This is a genomic window from Sporosarcina sp. P3 (assembly GCF_002743415.1).
Classification (GTDB): Bacteria; Bacillota; Bacilli; order Bacillales_A; family Planococcaceae; genus Sporosarcina; species Sporosarcina ureae_A.
On sequence record NZ_PDZE01000011.1, the window covers coordinates 25,400 to 47,574 of the forward strand.

General features: G+C 41.9%; 21 protein-coding genes and 1 other annotated feature. Of the genes, 7 read left to right on the forward strand and 14 right to left on the reverse strand.

All coding sequences use genetic code 11. From position 1 onward, the window contains the following. Positions 1-46: 46 nt before the first annotated feature. The gene (locus CSV61_RS13045) at positions 47-361 is read left to right on the forward strand and encodes a peptidase M4 (RefSeq protein ID WP_083032390.1); all 315 of its coding nucleotides are present in this window, start codon (positions 47-49) and stop codon (positions 359-361) included. A 367-nt stretch (positions 362-728) separates the two neighbouring features. On the opposite strand, the gene CSV61_RS13050 is transcribed toward CSV61_RS13045, so the two are convergent. The 4 genes from CSV61_RS13050 to dat form a co-directional block, all read right to left on the reverse strand. After that, the gene (locus tag CSV61_RS13050; RefSeq protein WP_099639566.1) at positions 729-1,574 is read right to left on the reverse strand and encodes a YtnP family quorum-quenching lactonase; all 846 of its coding nucleotides are present in this window, start codon (positions 1,572-1,574) and stop codon (positions 729-731) included. Between the two features lie 123 nt (positions 1,575-1,697). Beyond that, positions 1,698-2,342: a tRNA (guanosine(46)-N7)-methyltransferase TrmB gene (gene trmB / locus CSV61_RS13055; protein ID WP_083032395.1), complete on the reverse strand. Its 645-nt coding sequence runs from the start codon at positions 2,340-2,342 to the stop codon at positions 1,698-1,700. Positions 2,343-2,381: 39 nt separating this feature from the next. Next, positions 2,382-3,350, reverse strand: a complete 969-nt coding sequence (locus CSV61_RS13060) for a nuclease-related domain-containing protein (protein WP_099639567.1) — start codon at positions 3,348-3,350, stop codon at positions 2,382-2,384. Continuing rightward, a complete protein-coding gene (gene dat / locus CSV61_RS13065) occupies positions 3,334-4,218 on the reverse strand; it encodes a D-amino-acid transaminase (RefSeq protein ID WP_099639568.1) in 885 nt (294 codons plus the stop codon). The genes CSV61_RS13060 and dat overlap by 17 nt, the downstream gene beginning before the upstream one ends. Positions 4,219-4,595: 377 nt before the next feature. Between dat and CSV61_RS13070 the strand changes: the two genes are divergently transcribed. After that, a complete protein-coding gene (locus CSV61_RS13070) occupies positions 4,596-4,817 on the forward strand; it encodes a DeoR family transcriptional regulator (protein ID WP_083032402.1) in 222 nt (73 codons plus the stop codon). Between the two features lie 52 nt (positions 4,818-4,869). Here the strand turns inward: CSV61_RS13070 and CSV61_RS13075 are convergent, their stop codons facing one another. Together CSV61_RS13075 and CSV61_RS13080 are read right to left on the reverse strand one after the other, a co-directional pair. Continuing rightward, complete coding sequence (locus CSV61_RS13075) at positions 4,870-5,601, reverse strand: pseudouridine synthase (RefSeq protein WP_099639569.1); 732 nt, start codon at positions 5,599-5,601, stop codon at positions 4,870-4,872. Positions 5,602-5,604: 3 nt separating this feature from the next. Then, positions 5,605-7,221, reverse strand: a complete 1,617-nt coding sequence (locus tag CSV61_RS13080) for a putative polysaccharide biosynthesis protein (protein ID WP_099639570.1) — start codon at positions 7,219-7,221, stop codon at positions 5,605-5,607. A 151-nt stretch (positions 7,222-7,372) separates the two neighbouring features. On the opposite strand from CSV61_RS13080, the gene CSV61_RS13085 reads away from it, so the two are divergent. Continuing rightward, positions 7,373-8,629, forward strand: a complete 1,257-nt coding sequence (locus CSV61_RS13085; protein WP_099639571.1) for a BaiN/RdsA family NAD(P)/FAD-dependent oxidoreductase — start codon at positions 7,373-7,375, stop codon at positions 8,627-8,629. A gap of 7 nt (positions 8,630-8,636) precedes the next feature. Further along, entirely contained in the window at positions 8,637-8,807 is a 171-nt protein-coding gene (locus CSV61_RS16875) for a hypothetical protein (protein ID WP_158233856.1), read from the forward strand. Positions 8,808-9,125: 318 nt separating this feature from the next. Here the strand turns inward: CSV61_RS16875 and leuS are convergent, their stop codons facing one another. Continuing rightward, complete coding sequence (gene leuS / locus CSV61_RS13090; protein ID WP_099639572.1) at positions 9,126-11,540, reverse strand: leucine--tRNA ligase; 2,415 nt, start codon at positions 11,538-11,540, stop codon at positions 9,126-9,128. An 80-nt stretch (positions 11,541-11,620) separates the two neighbouring features. Further along, positions 11,621-11,838 (reverse strand) — a binding site (T-box leader). A gap of 146 nt (positions 11,839-11,984) precedes the next feature. Here leuS and mnmL point away from each other — a divergent pair. Both mnmL and mnmM read left to right on the forward strand, forming a co-directional pair. Next, positions 11,985-12,938, forward strand: coding sequence for a tRNA modification radical SAM protein MnmL/YtqA (gene mnmL / locus CSV61_RS13095; protein ID WP_099639573.1), 954 nt, complete (start codon positions 11,985-11,987; stop codon positions 12,936-12,938). Between the two features lie 10 nt (positions 12,939-12,948). Further along, a complete protein-coding gene (gene mnmM, locus CSV61_RS13100) occupies positions 12,949-13,548 on the forward strand; it encodes a tRNA 5-(aminomethyl)-2-thiouridylate-methyltransferase MnmM (protein WP_199173638.1) in 600 nt (199 codons plus the stop codon). A 38-nt stretch (positions 13,549-13,586) separates the two neighbouring features. Here mnmM and CSV61_RS13105 read toward each other — a convergent pair whose 3' ends face one another. The 6 genes from CSV61_RS13105 to CSV61_RS13125 all read right to left on the reverse strand — a co-directional run bounded on the left by CSV61_RS13105 (position 13,587) and on the right by CSV61_RS13125 (position 19,348). Beyond that, positions 13,587-14,312 (reverse strand): SDR family NAD(P)-dependent oxidoreductase, encoded by a 726-nt coding sequence (locus CSV61_RS13105; RefSeq protein WP_099639575.1) that lies wholly within the window; start codon positions 14,310-14,312, stop codon positions 13,587-13,589. 26 nt (positions 14,313-14,338) lie between these two features. Next, positions 14,339-14,473 (reverse strand): hypothetical protein, encoded by a 135-nt coding sequence (locus CSV61_RS17260; RefSeq protein ID WP_255408203.1) that lies wholly within the window; start codon positions 14,471-14,473, stop codon positions 14,339-14,341. Positions 14,474-14,578: 105 nt separating this feature from the next. Then, a complete protein-coding gene (locus CSV61_RS13110; RefSeq protein ID WP_099639576.1) occupies positions 14,579-15,244 on the reverse strand; it encodes a 3'-5' exonuclease in 666 nt (221 codons plus the stop codon). Between the two features lie 68 nt (positions 15,245-15,312). Next, a complete protein-coding gene (locus CSV61_RS13115) occupies positions 15,313-17,232 on the reverse strand; it encodes a DUF294 nucleotidyltransferase-like domain-containing protein (protein ID WP_233193613.1) in 1,920 nt (639 codons plus the stop codon). Positions 17,233-17,460: 228 nt separating this feature from the next. Next, positions 17,461-19,008 (reverse strand): solute symporter family protein, encoded by a 1,548-nt coding sequence (locus tag CSV61_RS13120; RefSeq protein ID WP_099639578.1) that lies wholly within the window; start codon positions 19,006-19,008, stop codon positions 17,461-17,463. A 13-nt stretch (positions 19,009-19,021) separates the two neighbouring features. Then, positions 19,022-19,348: a DUF485 domain-containing protein gene (locus CSV61_RS13125; protein WP_099639579.1), complete on the reverse strand. Its 327-nt coding sequence runs from the start codon at positions 19,346-19,348 to the stop codon at positions 19,022-19,024. Between the two features lie 455 nt (positions 19,349-19,803). Here CSV61_RS13125 and CSV61_RS13130 point away from each other — a divergent pair, with 455 nt between their 5' ends. Next, positions 19,804-20,472, forward strand: coding sequence for a GntR family transcriptional regulator (locus CSV61_RS13130; protein ID WP_083032430.1), 669 nt, complete (start codon positions 19,804-19,806; stop codon positions 20,470-20,472). A 44-nt stretch (positions 20,473-20,516) separates the two neighbouring features. Here the strand turns inward: CSV61_RS13130 and brnQ are convergent, their stop codons facing one another. Beyond that, the gene (gene brnQ / locus CSV61_RS13135; RefSeq protein ID WP_099639580.1) at positions 20,517-21,899 is read right to left on the reverse strand and encodes a branched-chain amino acid transport system II carrier protein; all 1,383 of its coding nucleotides are present in this window, start codon (positions 21,897-21,899) and stop codon (positions 20,517-20,519) included. Positions 21,900-22,175: the final 276 nt, after the last annotated feature.

The window sequence follows — 22,175 nt, forward strand, 5'->3', positions numbered from 1 at the left end:
ATGTTACACTATAAGAAAAGATTTGCGAAGGAGGCTGCAATTAGCCATGAGAGTAAAAGACTTTTTAGCTGGAATTTTAACTGGAGTTGCTGCAGGCGTAGTAGTGAATGAGGCATTTAATCGTTACAATGAAGAAGTACCTGCTGACAACGTATTGAAAAAGGTAAAAGACGCATTTACAGAAGAAGGACCAATCGACGGTTCTTGGATCGTTATGAAACCAGAACCTTACACAAACCACGTAATTTCTATGGACGTTTACCGTGGTGGCGTTTCCCGCATGAAAGACGGCAAGCTAGAGCAATTTGAATTCGCAGCAGATGCGAAAACAGGCACTGTCGTAGAGCTAGTTCGTCAGTAATCCATAATCCAATATACGTAAAGAGGCCATCGCGAGAAGTATCTACTTCTCGCGATGGCCTCTTTTTGCGTAAGAAAGTTCAGAGTATCACCAAGTTACCGGTCTTCTCTATTTTAAAAGGAACTTCTTCATATAGAAAAAGACAAACCCCTCGTAAAAAGGGATCTGTCTTTAGCACTTAATTTTTACCATTACATAAACGTTCCAAAATGGAATGATAAAACCAGTTGATCGTAAGTGAAAGGCAGCGACTTCTAGTAGATCAGCTGAAGGCCAATCCCACAGGAAAGCGTCCGCCTGGAACGTTGATCAACGGCGCTCCCCACGTTCAATCACTTGAACTTGCAATGGATCTTGATCTTATCCCTCACCGCGTACGAGGCAAGCTATCCACAATCGTCTTGCCATCTTCACTAAACTTCGCCATGCGATACACCGCATCATGATAGAAAATAAACCCATAATCATTTGGAAGCGCTTCCTTCATCAAGCGCTCTTTTGCGAAAATCGAGTCCATCGGATAGTCATCGTACGCTAGTACCCATAGAGGATTCGTATGCGCATGCGTCGGCATAATATCCGCCATATGAATCAACGTCTCGCCATCCTGCTCCAGCTTAATCACACAATGCCCGTTACTATGACCACCTGTATGAATCATTTTAATGCCTGGCACTACTTCAAGCTCCTCGTCAAACGTCGTAACTTGATCTTGAATCGGCTCCCAGTTTTCTTTCCAATACGCATTACGTGAACGAATATTTGGTTCTCTCATTTCATCCCACTCGACTTGTGAAGTGTAGATCTTGGCATTCTTAAATACCGACACAAGCTCATCGTTTTCCCACTGCGTCAAACCCGCTGCGTGATCGTTATGAAGATGAGTCATTAACACCACATCGATATCATCCGGCGTCATACCGAGTTCTTCTAAGCTTTCTTCTACACGCGTCTCCGCACGTACACCTAAGTTACGCTTTTTCTTGTCGTCCAACTTACCTTTCCCGATACCGGAATCAATTAAGTAGTTTTTATTTTGATATTGAATAAGGATTGGGTCTGTTCGTAGTTCAATCAAATTGTTTTCATCTGCTTCATAGCGTCTTGACCAGAGAGCCTTCGGAACGACACCGAACATCGCACCACCGTCTAAAAAGTTCACGCCACCGTCAAGCCATGTTAGTTTCATATCATGAAAAGTTAATTGATCCAAAATAATTCCTCCCTACATTCCTTTAGTAACTGTCGTATGGACATTGTACTTTTCCACGGAACCCTTCTAGATCCAGCGGAAAAGTACAACGTCCAACAGTTTTTCAATTCTAATCTATCAGAATTAGCTCTGATATTGTGCTTCCAAACGATAAATCGGATGACCTTTACTTGAAAATTTTTCCTCGTATTCGGTTAACACATTATCTTCTGGCATATTTGCATGTAAATCGAGTGAAACGGATCGTAATTTCATACCGTAGTCCGTCATCGAGACAAGAGAATATTCAAATAGCGAACGATTATCCGTCTTAAAGTGAATTTCTCCATTCGTCTTCAAAACACCTTCATATTTCGCTAAAAAGTTTGGATGTGTCAAACGACGTTTTTCATGGCGGTCTTTTGGCCACGGATCAGAAAAGTTTAAATAGACGCGGCTAATTTCTGATCCTACGAAAAGAGACTCTAGTTCTTCTCCATTGACACGCATCAACCGAAGATTAGAAGGTTTTTTCGCTTCAATCGCTTTCTCTAACGCGGATACGATCACATTATCGAAGTGTTCGATCCCTATATAGTTAATCTCTGGATTAGCAAGTGCCATGCCAATGATAAATTGACCTTTACCTGTACCTACTTCAATATGGATCGGCGCATCGTTTCCAAACTCTTCCGTCCAGCGACCTTTTTTGCCTTCCGGATCCAAAATCAATACATCCGGATGCTCTGCCATGAAATCTTTCGCCCAAGGCTTATTTCGTAAACGCATAATCAGTACACTCTCTCTTTTTCTATAATTTCTATTCTATTACTCTTCCGCGATCTCTTCCGCGTCAAACAAACGACTCATCGCTGTAGTCTGTGCATGATCTAAAATCGCTTGCGCGGCTTTAAATTGTGTATGCTTCATAGGACTTGGATTATTGCATAACTTGGCCAGCCACTGTTCATACGTTTTGCGGTCAACTGTTGTCATTTCAAACAGAGTCCCAGGATAATCAATATAGCCATTTCTAGAAACAATCAGCTTCTTGATCGGCATTTCCACTTTCGCCGCTCTAAAAAATGATGAAACTACTTTCTCCATCCTGCTGAGCGCAATCGTAGGGTTCAGCACTTTCACTTCTTCTTCACCGAACTTCTTTGACCAAAACCTTTCGCCACTACCTATGTACGCAGCCATTCTTTCATCTTCAAGCACTGTAATGCAATAGCATGTAGTAGGGGCCAACAAGATGATATCTAACTCGACAGGTGCCTTATTGACTTTGACGATTGGATAATAAAATAACAAAAAGCTATCGGGTAAACGAAGTGTTAATTGCTTCAATAATGGATCAGAGAAATACCGCGGATCTACACGTGACCGGTCATACAATGTAGAACTCGCCCACTTTAACTGGAATTTAAATAATTGATCGCGATAAACTTTCTTTAACTGTTCAATCGTTGTAGGTTGACTAGCTATCGAAGCTCGGAAATCCATGTCATCCTCTTGGGCTTCTACCTCTTCATCTGAACTAGTGGACTCATGTGTCCATTCCACATCTGTTTGTTTACGCCATTTCTTGAATAACGCTGTATACCATTTCGAAGGTTCTTGTACCTCTTCAGAAAAAGTAGCCGCTTGCTCCGCATACAAATCAACGCCGTGCTCCCATTGATTTTTAATGCGTTTCCACTGATAGCGCTTCAGACGGATGAATTGTGTCGGATAACGAGTTAAGTCATTTTCGTATCGGGAAATATAGTCCGCGAGTTTAACTAGCTGGGCCATTTGCTTCTCTTTCCTTATAATCGCCAGCTACTACTAACTTCGGAATTTGCGCCTCAAATGCTGTTTGTAACTTTCTCGTCAACGGCCCAGGAATTCCTTGTCCAATAGGTTGTTGGTCTATAGTCACAACCGGTGTAATTTCAGCATTTGTCGACGTATAGAAAAACTCATCCATACGTAAAGCTTGAGACAGTGTAAATTCTTCTTCTTTAACAGGAATAGCTAGACTCTCTGCTATTTGCAAAACGACACGACGCGTAATTCCGTTCAGAATGAAATGATTGGCAGGATGTGTATATAGAATACCGTCCTTTATACCAAATACATTGGAAGATGATCCTTCACGCACCAACCCGTCTCGGACAAATAATGCCTCCTCACATCCATGATCAAGTGCTTCTTGTTTCGCCATGACATTGCCAAGCAGATTCAAACTTTTTATATCACAACGAAGCCAACGCATATCTTCAACAGACTTCATAGCAGCACCTTGTTGAAAGATTTCCAACGGACGTGCATTTTCAACTGCATAGCCAATCATGACAGGGACACTATCTTCTGGAAAATGATGTGCACGTGGCGCCACACCGCGTGTGACTTGTATGTAAATATGTCCCACAGATATTTGATTATCAGACTGAAGCTTTTGCACAATTTCGAGTAACTCATCGATTGTATACGACAGGCGCAGACGAATTTTTTCAGCACTCTCAAGCAATCTCTCCAAATGTTCTTTCGCTGTGTACAATGCACCATCATATACTTTAATGACTTCATAGACTCCGTCGCCAAATACATAGCCACGATCATTCACGGATACATTCATTTGATCTTCTGTTAGGAATTCCCCATCTTTGAAATAGATCACACAACCGCCACCCCTTCTTTTATGGAACTTCCAGCCAAATTACCGCCAGTTTCCTCTTTTTCTATTTTCACATGTTTGTCGAATAAAATCAATTACACCTTATATAGAGGAAAAAGCATTTTTCTAGTTAACTCGAATTATTCGCTAGCTTGGTAACTTAAAATCTATTTATTCTAATTTATTCAAAAACATAAGCGAAAATATGTGCGCTTTCACATAAAATACGTTATACTACTATTGTCAGAATCATTCACTTACTATTCTGGCATAGCTAAATATAAGGAGCAGATCAGGAAAGGTACTATCAAAGAATACCCCAACAGTCTTCTTTTGTAATGTTGGCGTGAAAATATGAAGATGAAGGAGTGGTTTCTTAGATGAACCCAGCTACCGATCGCATGTTAATTCGTATCAAAGATGTCTATCTGTTCATTCGAGACAACGGAAAAGTAACAACGGAGGACGTGGCGGATGAATTCAACATTTCAGCCCGCACTGCCCAACGTGACTTAAACGTTCTGGAGTACAATGAATTGATTAAGAGCTCAGTCCGCGGCGAATGGACCACGACGTCCAAGAAAGTGAAATTATCTTCCTGATCTAAACTCCTATATACACGTGTACAACGCAAAAAAGGCTGACGCTTTTGCATCAGCCTTTTTGCTTGGAACGATCTATTTCTTTTACTTGTAGCAATTCTTCTTCGGTTAACTCACGGTATTCCCCTAATTCCAAATCAGGATCCAATTCAAGTGGCCCCATCGTTAAACGCTTCAGATACACCACTTTTTTTCCTACCGCTTCAAACATTCGCTTCACTTGGTGAAACTTTCCTTCTGTGATTGTTAATTCAATCTCCGACTCTTCCGCAGAATGCAAAATGTGTAAAACACCAGGCTTTGTTTCATAAGCATCGTCTAAAATGACACCGCGCGCAAAAGCCTCAGTATCTTCTTCCGTTACTACTCCTGCCACTTTTGCATAATATGTTTTCGGCACTTCTTTTTTGGGTGACAATAGATTATGTGCAAGCTTCCCATCATTCGTCAGCAACAATAATCCTTCTGTGTCTTTATCCAAACGTCCTACCGGAAACGGTGCGAAATGCCGCTCTTCACTTCCAAGCAAATCCACGACAGTTTGATCTCGATTGTCTTCCGTCGCGGATAACACACCAGGCGGTTTATGCATCATCAAGTAGATAAATTCTCTATAGATGACCTCTTCACCTAGCAATGAAATCGCGTCGCTATCCGGATCCACATGCTTTGCAGGATCTTTTTCGACTGCCCCATTCACCCGGATCATTCCCTTTTTCAGTAACTGTCGCACTTCTTTACGTGAACCATACCCTGTATTCGATAATAATTTATCTAATCTCATATATTAGCCTCCTAACCCGATACGTCTCATCATACGTGTCAGACGATCTCCGAATAATTGTTGGGCAAGACCTGATTTGAAAGCCAAGAACCCGTAAATCACCATACCGACACCTGCGCCAATCATGACATACAACAAAGCTTGCCAACGTCCTACTGGAATGTGTACCATGTTTAACCCTTTATTTGCCAACCAAACGCCCGCAAACATCACCGCGTTGAATCCTAAAATCAAGAACAAGCGTCTGATGACCATTTCGGATTTATAATTCAGTGCTTTCTTAATGACAAATAAGTTGATAGCTACCGCTACCGAATAGCCAATGGCGGTTGCGATGATCGCACCGTTCACTTCAAACAGTTTAATCAGTGGAATGTTAATGAGCATCTTCACAAGCAACCCAAGCAACGAAGTGAACACGATCCATTTATGATGATCGATTCCTTGCAAAATTGCAGCCGTTACAGTGAACATCGCAAATAAAATAGCAACCGGTGCGTAGGAAGCTAAGACGCTCGCTCCTGCCACATCATACTCATATAAGAATTGATAGACTTCATCGTTTAAGACAATTAATCCAATCACCATGGGAATCGTCAAGAACAGCATGATCTGATACGTCTGATCAAGTGAACGTGTGATGCCCTTCTGATTGTTAGACGTATAATCTTTCGTAATAATGGAAATCAACGCCATAGAAAATCCTGTTGCGACCATTACGGGAATCATCACGATCTTATGTGTTAAAAAGTTCAGCTTCGTTAAGTATAAATCGGAAACACTAGAAAGTCCGATCGATTTCATAGCGCCGTTGAAGGTGATCATGTCGACGAATTGATAGATCGGATTAATGGTTCCGACCAATACAAACGGCAATACATACGCCAGAACCTCGGTATATATTTGCTTCAATGACACTGAACTCGCTGGTGGACTATTCGATAACAAATAATTGAATTCATCCTGATACTTTTTCCAATAATAGTAGAGACTCCATAAACCAGCAAGCGCGCCAATAAATGCAGCAAACACGGCAAACTGTACAGCGATTTTCGGTGATAGATCCAGTACATTGACGACCACGAAAGCGCCAACTAGCACCACTATGATCCGCACAATCTGTTCAATTAATTGAGAAACAGAAGTGGGTTCGAACTTTTGATACCCTTGCAAAAATCCACGGGCAATACTCAGTAATGGTACTGCCAGCAAAGCAAAACTGACCCAGCGAATAACAGTAGCAATATCTTGAACTGTAAAAATCTGTTCCTCGTCCTTGATCACGAGTTCCGCAATCGGAGTTGCTAGGAAGAACAATGCAAGAAATGACAGCAAGCCTGTTAAAGACATGATGACCATACCCGATTTCATCAATTTCCGACCGGTTGCATAATCCCCTAACGCATTGTATTTAGAGACAAACTTCGATATGGCGAGTGGAGCTCCAGATACTGCGACCGCCAGCGCTAGATTATACGGTATGTATGCGTATTGATAGAGACCGACACTCTTTTCTCCAACGATTGCATAAAACGGAATGACATAGAGTAAGCCGAGTGCTTTCGATAAAAATAAGCCAATCGTTAAAATGGCCGTGCCTTTCAATAAATTTGATGCCATAATTGATTCCTTCCATTCCTAAAGAGATTCTTGTATAGTTTACCCCTCGACACGCATTTGCACAATCTTTATCTAAAGTCCAAATCAAAAAGCAACCATGCCCATATGGTGTATAATGAAAGATAAAATGAAACGAAAGAGTGGTTCTACAATGTATGATGTAATCGTAATTGGTGGCGGACCTTCAGGGTTAATGGCCTCCATTGCTGCAGCCGAGCAAAAAAAGCGCGTTCTATTGATTGAAAAAGGACGGAAACTAGGCAATAAACTAGCCATTTCAGGCGGCGGTCGCTGCAACGTCACCAATCAACTCTCACAAGAAGAAATCATTAAACATATTCCAGGTAACGGAAAGTTTTTATATGGACCGTTCTCTGTCTTTAACAACCAGGATATCATCGACTACTTCGAAGGCCTTGGCGTTCCTTTAAAAGAAGAAGACCACGGACGAATGTTTCCCGTTTCCAATAAATCAAAAGATGTCGTCAACGCCCTATTGAATCAAATGGATGGACTAGGCGTGGAAATACGTCTGGAAAGCCGTGTACAGAAATTAGTAATGGATGACGAAAAGATTCTCGGTGTTCGGCTAGAAGACGGCGAAGAAATACGCGCTCAAGCAGTAGTCGTTGCCGTTGGAGGCAAAGCCGTCCCACAGACAGGTAGCACAGGAGATGGATACCCCTGGGCTGAACGAGCAGGTCATACCGTAACGACACTATACCCGACAGAAGTTCCATTGCTGTCGCGCGAGCCATTTATTGTGTCTAAAGATTTACAAGGCCTTGCATTACGTGACGTCAAAGTATCTGTATTAAATAAAAAAGGAAAAACGCTCGTGACACATCAAATGGACATGCTCTTCACCCACTTCGGATTAAGCGGTCCTGCGATTTTACGCTGTAGTCAATTTGTCGTCAAAGAGCAAATGAAGAACGGCAAGCAACCCGTTTTACTGCAAATTGATTCGGTACCTGATCAACACGAAGAACAATTGACGCAGACCATCGCAAAAATTTTAAAAGATGAACCGAAAAAACAAGTGAAAACTTCATTGAAAGGTCTCGTGCCTGAACGGTGGTTATTATTTTTATTGAAGAAAGCAGAAATCAATGAAACTGAAATCGGCATAGATATTAAGCGCGAGGCAATCCGGACACTCGCAAAACTCCTGAAGGCATTCCCTGTACACATTACAGGCACGCAACCGATCGAGAAAGCATTCGTTACAGGCGGCGGTGTTTCAGTAAAAGAAGTGGAGCCAAAGACAATGGCTTCACGCAAGAAAGTTGGATTGTTTTTCTGCGGAGAAATTTTGGACATCCACGGATACACAGGCGGCTATAATATTACCGCCGCTCTTGTCACAGGTCGTCTGGCCGGACTGAATGCTGGATTAATGGGATGACTTTGAGTTGTCTTATGAGCGGTTGGATGGTTGGATAGAGCGGATGGCGTGTCGGATAGAGCGCTTGGCCCGTCCGATTGAGCGGATGGCGCGACACTTTGAGCGCTTAGCCCGTCCGATTGAGCGGATGGCGTCACACATTGAGCGCTTGGCCCGTCCGATTGAGCGGATCGCGTGACGCATTGAGCGCTTAGCCCGTCCGATTGAGCGGATCGCGTGACGCATTGAGCGCTTGGCCCGTCCGATTGAGCGGATTGCGTGACACATTGAGCGCTTAGCCCGTCCAATAGAGCGGACAGCCTAACACATTGAGCACTCAGCCCGTCCAATTGATCGACTAGCCTAACACATTGAGCACTAACCCCATCCAACAGAGCGGCCAACGTTACACAGAAAGCACCCGCCCCATCCAACAGAACGCAAACCCCAATCATACGATCACCACCAAAAAAGCCGGTCGGAGAAAATAATTCTCCAACCGGCTTTCTACATTTCATTAACCCGCTACAATATTGACAAGGCGTCCTGGAATCGCAATGATCTTCTTCAATTCCTTGCCTTCCATCCATTGTTTCACGTCTTCGTTCGCCAAAGCTACTTGCTCCAACTCTTCTTTCGAACAATCTTTATCAACCGTAATTTTCGCGCGAATCTTACCGTTGATCTGTACCGCCACTTCGACTGTGTCATCCGATAATTTAGTTTCATCGAACGTCGGCCACTGTGCATAGGCAATCGTGTCTGTGTGACCTAGTTTCGACCACAGTTCTTCTGCCAAGTGAGGCGTGATAGGTGAAATTAATAGAAGGAATCCTTCAATGTATGCTTTCGGCAACTTCTCTACTTTATAGCTTTCATTGATGAACACCATCAATTGAGAAATCGCTGTGTTATTACGCATAGCTTCGAAATCTTCCGTTACTTTCTTGACCGTCTGATTATAGACTTTCTCAAGAGGCCCACCTGTTTCATCCGTCAATTTATCTGTCAATGTATCGTCTTCATTGACGAGTAGACGCCAAATGCGGTCAAGGAAACGACGAGATCCGTCTAGACCGTTCGTTGACCATTCTTTCGATGCATCAAGTGGTCCCATGAACATTTCATAGATGCGCAATGTGTCTGCACCGTGTGAATGAACGATATCATCCGGATTGATGACGTTACCTAGCGACTTAGACATTTTCACATGGCCTTCGCCTAAAATCATTCCTTGGTTAAAGAGCTTTTGGAATGGCTCTTTCGTTTGTACTACACCAATATCGTACAAGACTTTATGCCAGAAGCGAGCGTACAATAAATGCAGAACCGCGTGCTCCGCTCCACCTACGTAGATATCAACTGGCAACCAACGCTCAGCCAATTTCGGATCAATGATCATATCCTCATTATTCGGATCGATATAACGTAAGTAATACCAGCAGCTTCCTGCCCATTGTGGCATCGTGTTCGTTTCACGACGACCTTTCATCCCCGTTTCCGGATCGACTACATTGACCCACTCCGTAATATTGGCAAGTGGTGATTCACCTGTTCCACTCGGCTTGATATTATCTGTTACCGGCAACATCAATGGCAATTCCGATTCGTCAACAGTAGTCATCGTGCCATCTTCCCAATGAATGACAGGAATCGGCTCGCCCCAATAACGTTGACGGGAGAATAACCAGTCGCGCAGACGATACGTGATTTTGCGTTCGCCCGTGCCATTCTCTTCAAACCACTCAATAGATTTCGTAATAGCTTCTTCTTTGCCTAAACCATTCAAGAAATCCGAATTGATGTGCTCGCCTTCTCCGGCGTATGCTTCTTCTTCAATGTTTCCGCCTGCAACCACTTCCACAATCGGTAAATCGAATTTCTTCGCAAACTCATAGTCGCGCTCATCATGTGCAGGAACTGCCATGATCGCACCTGTACCATACGTAGCCAATACGTAGTCTGCAATCCAGATTGGCATTTTCTCGCCGCTTGCCGGGTTGATGGCATACGCTCCAGTAAATACGCCAGATTTGTCCTTCGCTAAGTCTGTACGCTCAAGATCGCTCTTAGATTTTACTGACTCTATATATTTCTCTACCGCTTCACGCTGTGCATCAGTAGTAATCGCGCTGACCAATTTATGTTCAGGAGCCAACACGGCATACGTTGCACCGAAAATCGTATCCGGGCGTGTAGTGAATGCTTCGAATGAATGCTCTGTGTCTGCAATTTCAAATTTCAATTGGGCACCTTCAGAACGTCCGATCCAGTTACGTTGCATGTCTTTTAGACTTTCCGGCCAATCCAAATCATCCAAGTCTTCTAACAGACGATCTGCATATTCTGTAATACGCAAAACCCATTGGCGCATCGGGCGACGTTCAACTGGGTGATTTCCACGCTCTGACAAACCGTCGATGACTTCTTCGTTCGCCAGTACTGTTCCTAATGCCGGGCACCAGTTGACAGCGACTTCATCGATATACGCAAGACCACGCTTATACAGTTGAATGAAAATCCACTGTGTCCATTTGTAATAGCTTGGATCTGTTGTATTGATTTCACGAGACCAATCATACGAAAACCCGAGATCTTGCATTTGGCGCTTAAATGTCGCAATGTTCTTCGCTGTAAATTCTGCTGGATCATTCCCTGTATCAATCGCATACTGCTCAGCAGGCAATCCGAACGCATCCCATCCCATTGGATGCAGTACGTTATATCCTTGCTTACGTTTGAATGCACTTAAAATATCTGTTGCGATATAGCCAAGTGGGTGTCCAACGTGCAAACCTGCGCCTGACGGATATGGGAACATATCCAACGCATAAAATTTAGGCTTGGAAGGATCGTCTGTCATTTTGTATGTATCATGATCTTTCCAATACTTTTGCCATTTCTCTTCAATTTGCGTGTGTTTATAACTCATGTCAAAAATTCCTCCAATGTAGTCTAATTTCTGTTTCTTGCATTGGCGCGTACAGATAAAAAAAGACTCCCGTCCCTCTATAAAGGGACGAGAGTCTATATAGTTTCCCGCGGTACCACCCAAATTGACGGATTACACCATCCAACTTGATTCCTTAACGCGGAGTACGGTATTAGTTACAAGTATTCACCAATACAGGCTCAAAGGCGAGTTCGTTCTCCACTCCTACAGACTTGCACTAGCCGTCTGCTCTCTAAAAAGTAGTGTAAGAAGTACTATTCCTTATCATGGCCTTCATTATTTTCTTCAGTTTACCCGAAACACAAGCTGAATACAAGTCTCCTCTGTTGCTTTTTGTCGTATAGTACATATTTTCTGCGATTTGTTGTGTGATATCTCTTCATATTCCGTGGTACAATGTCTGATGTAAAGGAGCTGTACATAATGAATGAAATCAATCTTCCGTTTCCAAGTGAAGGGAAACGGTACCATACATGGTCAAGACATTTGAAAGATACATTCGGTTGCAAAATTGCGAAAGTAGCGCTTGACGCGGGGTTTGACTGCCCGAATCGTGACGGAACTGTTGCACATGGTGGCTGTACGTTTTGTAGCGTAGCAGGCTCAGGTGATTTTGCAGGAGATCGCGTAGATGCCATTGAAGTGCAATTTGCTGAAATCAAAGAACGTTCCCAGCGGAAATGGAAAGACGCGAAATATATGGCTTATTTCCAAGCCTATACGAATACCCACGCCCCTCTTCCTGTTCTAAAAGAGAAGTTTGAAGCAGCGTTAGCGCAAGAAGGCGTGGTAGCCTTATCCATTGCGACACGTCCCGACTGCCTACCGGACGACGTAGTAGAGTATTTAGCCGAACTCAATGAACGCACCTATCTATGGGTTGAACTTGGCTTGCAGACCGTCCATGAATCTACCGCAAAACTCGTCAACCGTGCACATGACTTCGAATGCTATAAAGAAGGCGTCGACAAGTTACGTAAACATAATATTAATATTTGCAGCCATATCATCAACGGCTTACCAGGTGAGACCGAGGAAATGATGATGGAAACCGCTCAGGCAGTTGCCCAGCTCGATGTCCAAGGTATCAAAATTCATTTACTGCATTTATTAAAAGGAACACCTATGGTAAAACAATACGAAAAAGGCAAACTCGAATTTTTAACGAAGGAAGCGTACATCAATCTGGTCGTCGATCAACTGGAAATTATGCCTCCCGAAATGATTGTCCACCGCATCACAGGTGACGGCCCCATCGATTTATTAATTGGACCGATGTGGAGCGTGACGAAATGGGAAGTCCTGAATGGAATTGATCAGGAACTGGAAAGACGTAATAGCTGGCAAGGAAAAAAACATCTGCAAGAGGTGAAATAAGGTGGCAAACATATTGCTACATCGCGTACTGCCGATAGCGAAACGGCTCATTACTGAACGTGTACAGCCTGGAGACACAGTCGTCGATGCGACCGCTGGTAACGGCAATGACACCCTCTTCTTAGCTGATTTAGTCGGTGACGAAGGACGCGTTTTCGCATTTGATATTCAGCAACAAGCACTGAATACAACCAAGCAACATCTTGGTGAGCTAGCTAGTCGCGCTACGCTCATTCATGACAGCCATGCGAATGTCAGCCAATACGTAGAGGGCGAGATCAGCGGCGCTATGTTCAACTTGGGCTATTTACCCTACAGTGATGATCCCAGTATCATCACAACGCCTTCATCCACGATTGCCGCACTCGATTCGTTACTAGGTTTGCTAAAAAAATCTGGTATTATCACCATTACTGTATACGACGGACATGAAGGTGGAGCGGAAGAACGCGATGCACTGCTTGATTATGTTTCGAAATTACACCAAGGTGATGTGCATGCGATCCGCTATGAGTTGCTAAACCAAAGAAGAAACCCTCCATTCTTACTTGCACTGGAGAAAATGAAAGATTTCACAAAAGTGCGTACAGTAGAAGCTGGAGAGTCATAAAACCCGTTGCCACAGTAGATTGTGGCAACGGGTTTTATTCAATCAAATTTACGTATATCTGCGATCGGGGCGATTTCCAGGAAGTCCACTTCGTTGACAAATCGCACGAGTTTTTCTGCGGTTTCAAAAGCAGAACTTAACTGACCTTCTCTTTTATACGCCTCGAATCTTCTCAAGTGTGGAAATTGCTGTTCAGTTGATGAACGAATCGTCTCTTGCATCCCTGTATCGATAATGCCTGGCGCGATCGATACAATGCCGGTTGGATACTCCGCCGCTTTCTGCTCCTGTGCAACAACACGTGAAAACTGATCAAGTCCAGCCTTGGTCGTACAATAAATCCCCCATCCTTCATACGCACTGCGTCCTGCTCCGGAAGAGATATTCATAATCTTTTTCGAGCCCTTGAAATCTTTCAAAACATCGATAAATGTATTCATTAAGTGAATTGGTGCCGTTAAATTCACTTGAATTGCTTGCTCTACTTTTTGCGCTTCCAATGCGCCTACTAAACTAATCGGTTCAACCATACCCGCGTTATTGATTAATGTGAAAGAACTCGCTTCATCCATATGTTGACTGACGATTCCTTCAAGAATGGCAGTCGCTTTCTCATAGTCTGTGAGATCTACTTCATACATCGTATGTAGTTGATCTGGATTCGTTCGTGCCATACCGTACACCGTTGCACCCTTTTCTTGGAATTGACTCAGTAATTGTTGACCTATTCCTTTTGAAGCGCCTGTAATGATGATAATATCCATATGTCTTTGCTCCTTTTCTATACGAATCAATTCATTCGTGATCCTATGTATGTTGTTGCACCTTCTGCCGTCTTATTCGGTAATTCGAAAAATAATATCCAGCAATACACCGCAATCGCCACTATAATGACAGTCAATAAAATCGCTTGACGTTTATTCATTCCCTCACGTCCCTCATCTATTGTTCAACTCTTTTCATTCCACTATATCATAGCAAACGAGATCGCCACTCCAATTTCATTGAATGACGAACCCGATCATTACTTTTACGTGTAGGAAACAAATTTTTGTGCTCCACCATTTTTAATACGAAGTAAATCTGCCAGTGTCTTCACACCATGACGGTCGAGTTTTCTTAGTAACGCCGTGAAGACATGTGCCGTTGTCAACGCATCGCCTAATGCCCGATGTCGTTCGAAAATCTCTGTACCGAATAGACGTGCATAGTCTTCCAAATCTTGCTGCTCACTTGTGGGATCCAAATAATTAATCAAATGCATCGTATCAAATGATGTAGGGGTTTGAAATGTACATTTCTGACGGCTTAATTCTTTCTTAATCACCATTTCATCAAAACTGACATGGTGCCCAACCCATCCTGCACTTTTATGTTTTTCAATAAACGCAAAATATTCTTCAATAGCTGGAAGAGGCATAGGTGCCTGGTCAACTTGTGATTGCTGTATAGTCGTCAGCTTGCTAATAACAGGCGGAATATCCCTGGATGGATTCACAAATGTTTGAAATACATGATCCGTAACCTCAAATCCTTCCACTTGTACAGCACCAATCTCAATCATTCGATCGTCCGCCCCAATAGCAAAACCCGTCGTTTCTGTATCGAATACTGTGAAATTCATATCTTGCAGTGGCGTATTTAGCTGAAGCGATTGCTGTAGTTCATACGATAATTTTTTCTTTTTCCAAAACATGAAATCGCCCCCTACTTCTATAGTACATTATGCGCGAACTTTGTACAGGGACCTTTATCCATATTGTCTTAAAGTTTCGACAATAAGTGTGATTGAAGTGCTCTGACTGTATCTAGCGTTGTACGTAATTCATTCAATTCCCACCTTCTCAGCTTACGCAAGTCAATTTCAGTAGAAATTTTCTCACCGCGTAAATGTTTCTCCCACGACATGGAAATTCGAATACTTAAAGATATTTCATACGCATGGCGAATTTCTTCCGCAAAATCTTTGGTGATTTTCTTCTTCTTCTGCAAGGCTGAAATAATTTCAAGAGGTGTGGCGTTAATAATTCCATTACTGACTCCTAAAATTTGCAAGCAATGATGAAGCGGGAATAAAGCATGTTTCTTAATATCTATTACATCCGCTTTACTACGTCCCCTGAAAATGTTCAAAAAGTTTTGTTGTAATTGTGGTATTGGTTTATCTTTTTCTTGTTGCGCCATGTAGTAAATAAACGTAGCTGACTTTTTTAATAAATCGTGGACCATTTCGATAAATCGATCATTGACGGTAGTTTCACCGTAAAGGAATCGGAATGATAGGAAGTTGTAGCCGAGCAAAATCTGTTCAGGTGTAGATTGCAGCGCCCATTGCCGAATGCGTTCATGCCAAATCGCCATCGTGCCGCGCCACTGCGATTCACTAGCCATCATGAATCCGATACACCTAGTGTAACCTGCCTGTTCGAGATAAACGACAATTTCATTGCCAAGCAGCTCGAAATAGTCCTCTACTTGCTCAGACTGTTCTCTCGATACGTCTTCATAAACTAGGAAATGATCTTGATCAGTCAGCATAAACTGCTCTCCACGTGCACCGCTGCCCATTTGGTACCAAGCAAACGCAACTGGTGGCGTTCCTTTCCCTTGATCCTCAAGTGACTGCACAGCCAGCATCACGCAATGCTTAGCCAGACGATCATAGAACTTCGTAATGATTTCCAACGTATGGATTGTAGAGATTTCATCTTGAATTAAATTAGACAATACATCGTAAATTGCCGCTTTGACGATAGGCAATCTTTCAAAAGAAGCTTCTTCTATCGTTTTTAAGATATTCATGGAATTACGATCACGTTTCGTCATTAACGTAGCAAATGTCACGATACCTACAGGCTTCCCCGCTTTGACTACCGGCAAATGCTTAATTCCATGTTTATAAAATTTAGACAAGGCCTCATAATAATAATCGGTTGCCTTAATCGTATGTGGATTTTTCGTCATAACATCTTTCGCCTTTAATTCGATTGGAGAATCGCCACCCGCGATCACTCGTTCGACTAAATCTTTTTCCGTTACAATTCCAAGTAATTTACCTGACGGATCGGTCACAATAATTGAACTGATAGAGTGTTGAATCATCAATTTGGCGATCTCTCTTGTTTCTGCTTCCGCATGAATTGTCACCAATGGACTGCTCATGAAATCCTGTACACGTCGGACATACGGTTCACTCTCGCCGTACTCGTCAGCCAAGCGAACCTGCTCTCCTAATGAGGTATAGACATTCGCCAAACGAATTGACATTTTGCGCAAGACGTAATCCCGCACATGTTGATCGTCCATCCGATGCTTAATCACTTCATAGGGTACTTGGAGACAAACTGAACCTTCTGCCACGACCATATCCATATGATGTTTATCGAGCGGTCGGGCCATTTCCCCTAAGTAGTAGGCAAAATTGGAAAAGCCAATGATTTCGTTTTCTTGAATGAATTCCAGTGTTACTGAGCTGCCATCTTGTCCTTCTATTTGAACTTCTGCGGATCCTTTTAATACGATGAGCAACCCTTCTTGAGGCGTTTTGAAATAGTTGGATTTCTCCGCTTCTTTATACATTTTCAGCTTGCATTCAAGCAATAACTGATCAAATTCCTTTTCAGACGCACTAATAAACAATGGATTCTTATGGATTTTATCATACCATTCCTGACCCTTGACCATCTTCAGCAATTCAAAACCTCCTAATCGTATGGACCGTCATGAGACTCCACTTCATCGTATTCAAATATACATATAATCCATACATAGATATTTATGTTCAGTATAACTTCGGCCGGCACTTCCAATGTAAAACCTAGTCTTAGCTATTTTTCAGTTTGTCACTTTAATAAAAAATGGCTCCCTCTTCTATCGTGCTTGTAGAAGAGAGAACCATTAGTTGAATAATTATTAAAGATCAAGCTCTTTGTAGCCAGTTTCTGCTTTGAAACGAACTTCTGCATAAGAAATTTCATCTTTCTCGTGACGCTTAGAGCTAACAAGTGTACCAATCCACGCAGCAAGGAAACCTGCTGGTACGGAGAAGATAGCTGGGTTAGCATATGGGAAGATTGGGTCACCCGTGATAAGAGTAGCTCCCTCAACTGGGTTCATTACGGATGGGCTAATCGCCACAAGAACTAGTGCAACGATTAGGCCTGTCAACATAGAAGCAACAGCGCCTGTCGTGTTAAACTTCTTCCAATAGATTGTTAGTAGAATAGTTGGTACGTTTGCGGATGCAGCAACACAGAATGCAAGTGACACCAAGAACGCAACGTTCAACTTTTCAGATCCTAGTGCAAGAAGAATAGAGAATACACCGATAGCGATGGAAGCCCAACGAGCAGCATTTACCTGTTGTTTCTCTGTTACGTTACCATTTTTGAAGATTTGTCCATAAATATCGTGAGCGATAGCAGATGCACCAGAAAGTACAAGACCAGCAACAACTGCTAGGATTGTCGCGAAAGCAACAGCCGCTACGAAGGATTCAAGTGCGTCTCCTCCAAGAACTCCAGCAAGCATTGGTGCTGCCATGTTCCCTGCAGCGTTTTCTGCAATGATTGCGTCTGATCCAACGAATTTAGCTGCGCCAAATCCAAGGAAGATCGTCAATACATAGAAGATTCCAATAATCCATACAGAATAAATAACGGAAGAACGTGCTGTTTTCGCATCTTTAACTGTAAAGAAACGCATTAAGATGTGTGGAAGACCAGCAGTACCTAATACTAATGCGATTAATACTGAAATAAGGCCGATTGTGTCTGTATAAACAACACCTGAGTGAAGGAATGCTTCACCATGTGGAGTAGCCGTTTTCATTGTCTCGAACATACCGATGAAATTAAAGTTAAACTTCATAAGTACCAAGAAGGAGATCACGATTGTACCCAACATCAATAGAATGGCTTTAACGATTTGTACCCAGCTTGTTGCAGTCATTCCACCAAATAGAACATAGATTAACATCATCGTTCCAACGATTAGAACCGCAATCCAATACTCGATACCGAATAATAATTTAATAAGAGCACCCGCACCAACTAATTGTGCAAGCATATAGAACATTACGATTGTAATCGTATTCAATGCTGCCGCTCCACGTACTTTCTTAGCACCGAAACGAGCACCAATCATATCTGCCATCGTAAACTTACCCAAGTTACGTAGTGGTTCAGCTATTAGGAATAAAACAACGAGATAAGCCGTTAACCAACCAATACTGTAGTAGAAACCATCAAATCCGTTTAGTGAAATCGCACCAGCGATCCCTAGGAAAGATGCTGCTGATAAGTAGTCACCAGCGATTGCCATACCATTTTGCCAACCTGTTAATGAACCACCGGCTGTATAGAAATCACTTGCCGTAGTAGTTTGCTTTGCCGCCCAGTATGTAATGTAGAGCGTTAACGCGATTACCGCGAAGAATATAACATAGGAAATCCAACTCATGAACACAACCCCCTTATTTTAAAACGTTTTTCTCTATAATCTTGTCTACTTCAACATCAAAGTGTTTTGCTTTGTTCATGTAAATGGACGTAAATACCCAGACCATAACAAACATGGAGAATGCATAGACCCATGTCCAAGTCATTGCGCCAATGGCAGGTGTTTCTAGAATCTTTGTATAACCTGTTAATAGTGGAAGAATAAAGTACGCTGCGAAGAAGAAAATAACAAAAGGCGTAGCAAATTTCTTTTTCCTTTTTACAAGACCCTTAAAGTCTTCTGTTTGAACGAGCTTCTCATAGTCCATTGTGGATTTTCCACGTGCCACTTGATTAGTCATTGGTTGATCCCCTTTCTATTTTATATAGCGTAGTAAATTAGTTCGTATTCCCCCCATTTCACTGAAACCGCTTTCATCATCAAGCTACATAGATAATATGTTACAGCGGGTTAGTCGCTCATTTGTTATAGTACACATCTGAATAATATCAAATGTGTACTAGATTTGCAACACCTTATTTTGAAGATTTGTAAAATTTAATCTACTCAAGGTGAACAAATCTATCTAGACATTAATCTATCAAATACAAGCGGAAACTACAAGAACTATTTGCATTTATCTCAACATTAATTAAATAAAATCCTTTTTTGGACTTGCGGTAATCTACAGTAATTTCTGTATATTTTACTTAAGACTGTTAAACAACAGAAAAAAGATGTAGTATATTGTATATTGGCTATTAAATCAATTAGCTTTAAGTGAAGACTACTTTTGAAGAAAGATGGTGTGAGAAATTGCCTATACCAACTAACCATGCACAACCCATACGAAAGACTGCCAAGGAAAGTGCGTTCAGCCAATTACAAAAATGGATTATTGATGGAACTCTACAACCTGGAGAAAAGCTAAATGACATTGAATTAGCAGAAGCACTCGGTGTGAGTCGCACGCCTATACGTGAATCGCTACAATTGTTAGAAGTTCAAGGTTTTGTTCAAATGTTTCCTGGTAAAGCAACACAAGTGACAGATGTAGATCGTGAATCTATTTCAGATCTTCTCCCCCCACTCGCTGCATTACAAGCTTTATCAGCTGAACTTTCTATACCCAATCTAACCGAAAACATTATTAAAAAACTGCGTGACACGAATAAGAAATTCGCGCTAGCGGTGGAGAAGGAAGATTATTTCCAAGCGTTGAAAATCGATGAGAAATTCCATCAAATTATTGTCGACACAGCTAATAATTCATATATTTCTTCGATGCTTGTGTCATTACAAGCCCATGTGCGTAGGCTTTTCTTTCACAATTCCATTATATTGACAGAAAAGTCGATTGCAGAACATGACCAGATCATCGATTTAATGAGTCAGCGTAATGGTGAGCAAGTTACTAAAGTTATGAGAGAAAATTGGTTACGCGCAATCGACGAGTTTCATTCGATCGAAAATGTAGATTCGTAAATAGATAGGAAAACAGGATCCGTAAAATCATCGGATCCTGTTTTTTATGGTTTCTCATTAGTAGAGATCACTTGAATAGCTTGCGTTTTATTATGAGTTACTACCGCCACAATAGCTGTTATAACTGTCACAATCAATACAGGAACTAACCAGCCGATGCCTTCTGTGTAGTATGGAATGTATGCTGTATACACGTCCTGTGTAGTCGCAAGCCAGTTCGGCATGTCCTTTTCCATTAGTGAGTAGAATTTTACGAGCGCTTCAATGAAGCTGACAAAGAATGCCGTTATAGTCGCTGTTCTATACACCATACTGGATTGATGGAATAAAGGGCCAGTGAACGTCAAGAGGATTAAGACCATTGCCAGCGGATAAAGTAAAACGAGAACAGGAAGCGAGTAATTAATAATATTCGCTAAACCAAAATTCGCTACGACTAAACAGAATACTGAAAAGAACACGACAAATAGTTTATAACTTACTTTTGGAATGATTGCATGGAAATACTCACCACATGCAGTCAGTAACCCAATAGCCGTTGTCAAACAGGCAAGCATGATGACTATACCGAGTAACATTAATCCCGTCGTGCCGAATAAATGCGAGGATGTTTCGCTTAACACGGCACCTCCCCCGTCCAGATAGCCAAATAAATCAACAGATGTGGCACCTAAATAGGCAATACCGATATATATAATAGCTAAAAAACCGGCTGCCACAAATCCTGTCTTTGCTGTGGAAGTCAATATTTTCTTTTTACTCGTAATCCCCATTGCACGTAACGCGTTGATGACGATGATTCCGAAAACTAATGAAGCAAGTGCATCCATCGTATTATAGCCTTCTAAAAACCCAGTGAAAAACGGAGTTTCATTATAAGGCGCTTGCGATACTTGCGCACTTCCCATTGGACTTAGAAGAGTCATACCAATTAAGCCAATCAATATGATAATGATAAGCGGTGACAAATACTTACCGACCCGATCGACAATTTTGGCAGGGTTCAGTGAAAGCCACATGCTAATACCGAAGAATGCCAATGTAAATAAAAAACGTGCAATATCAATAGAAAATCCATTTAAAAATGGAGCAACACCAATATCAAATGCTACAGCTCCAGTACGTGGCGCGGCAAAAAATGGTCCGATCGTTAAGTATAATATAGCTGTAAATAGAACAGCGTATACTGGATGAATGCGGCTTGCTAAGTCTTGCAAATCTTTCTTGCCAGAAAAACCGATAGCCAATATACCTAAAAAAGGTAAACCTACTCCAGTAAATAAAAAGCCGGCCATAGCTTTCCAAGTTTGATCGCCAGCGAGCTGTCCTAGCTCTGCAGGGAAGATTAAATTACCTGCGCCAAAAAATAATGCGAATAGCATAACCCCAATAACGAGACTAGATGAAAATGATAATTTCTGATCCATATGTATAAAAATCCTCCCAAAGTCGACAGTTAAAATTCGTATGCAATATATCGCGATATATTGCATTACCTTATATTACTCTTCCCTATTTAGAAAATCAACAGTCAGTCAAATCATTTAACTTTTGTCTATATTGCAAACTTACTAACTACTTTCTTTCTTCTACAACAAAGTACTTAAAATAGAAAAAACTGACCTCATTAGAGATCAGTTTAAACTTACATAAAAATAAAAGTGATACACTAAGTTAACTAGAAAGTAATTTGGGGTTTCTAT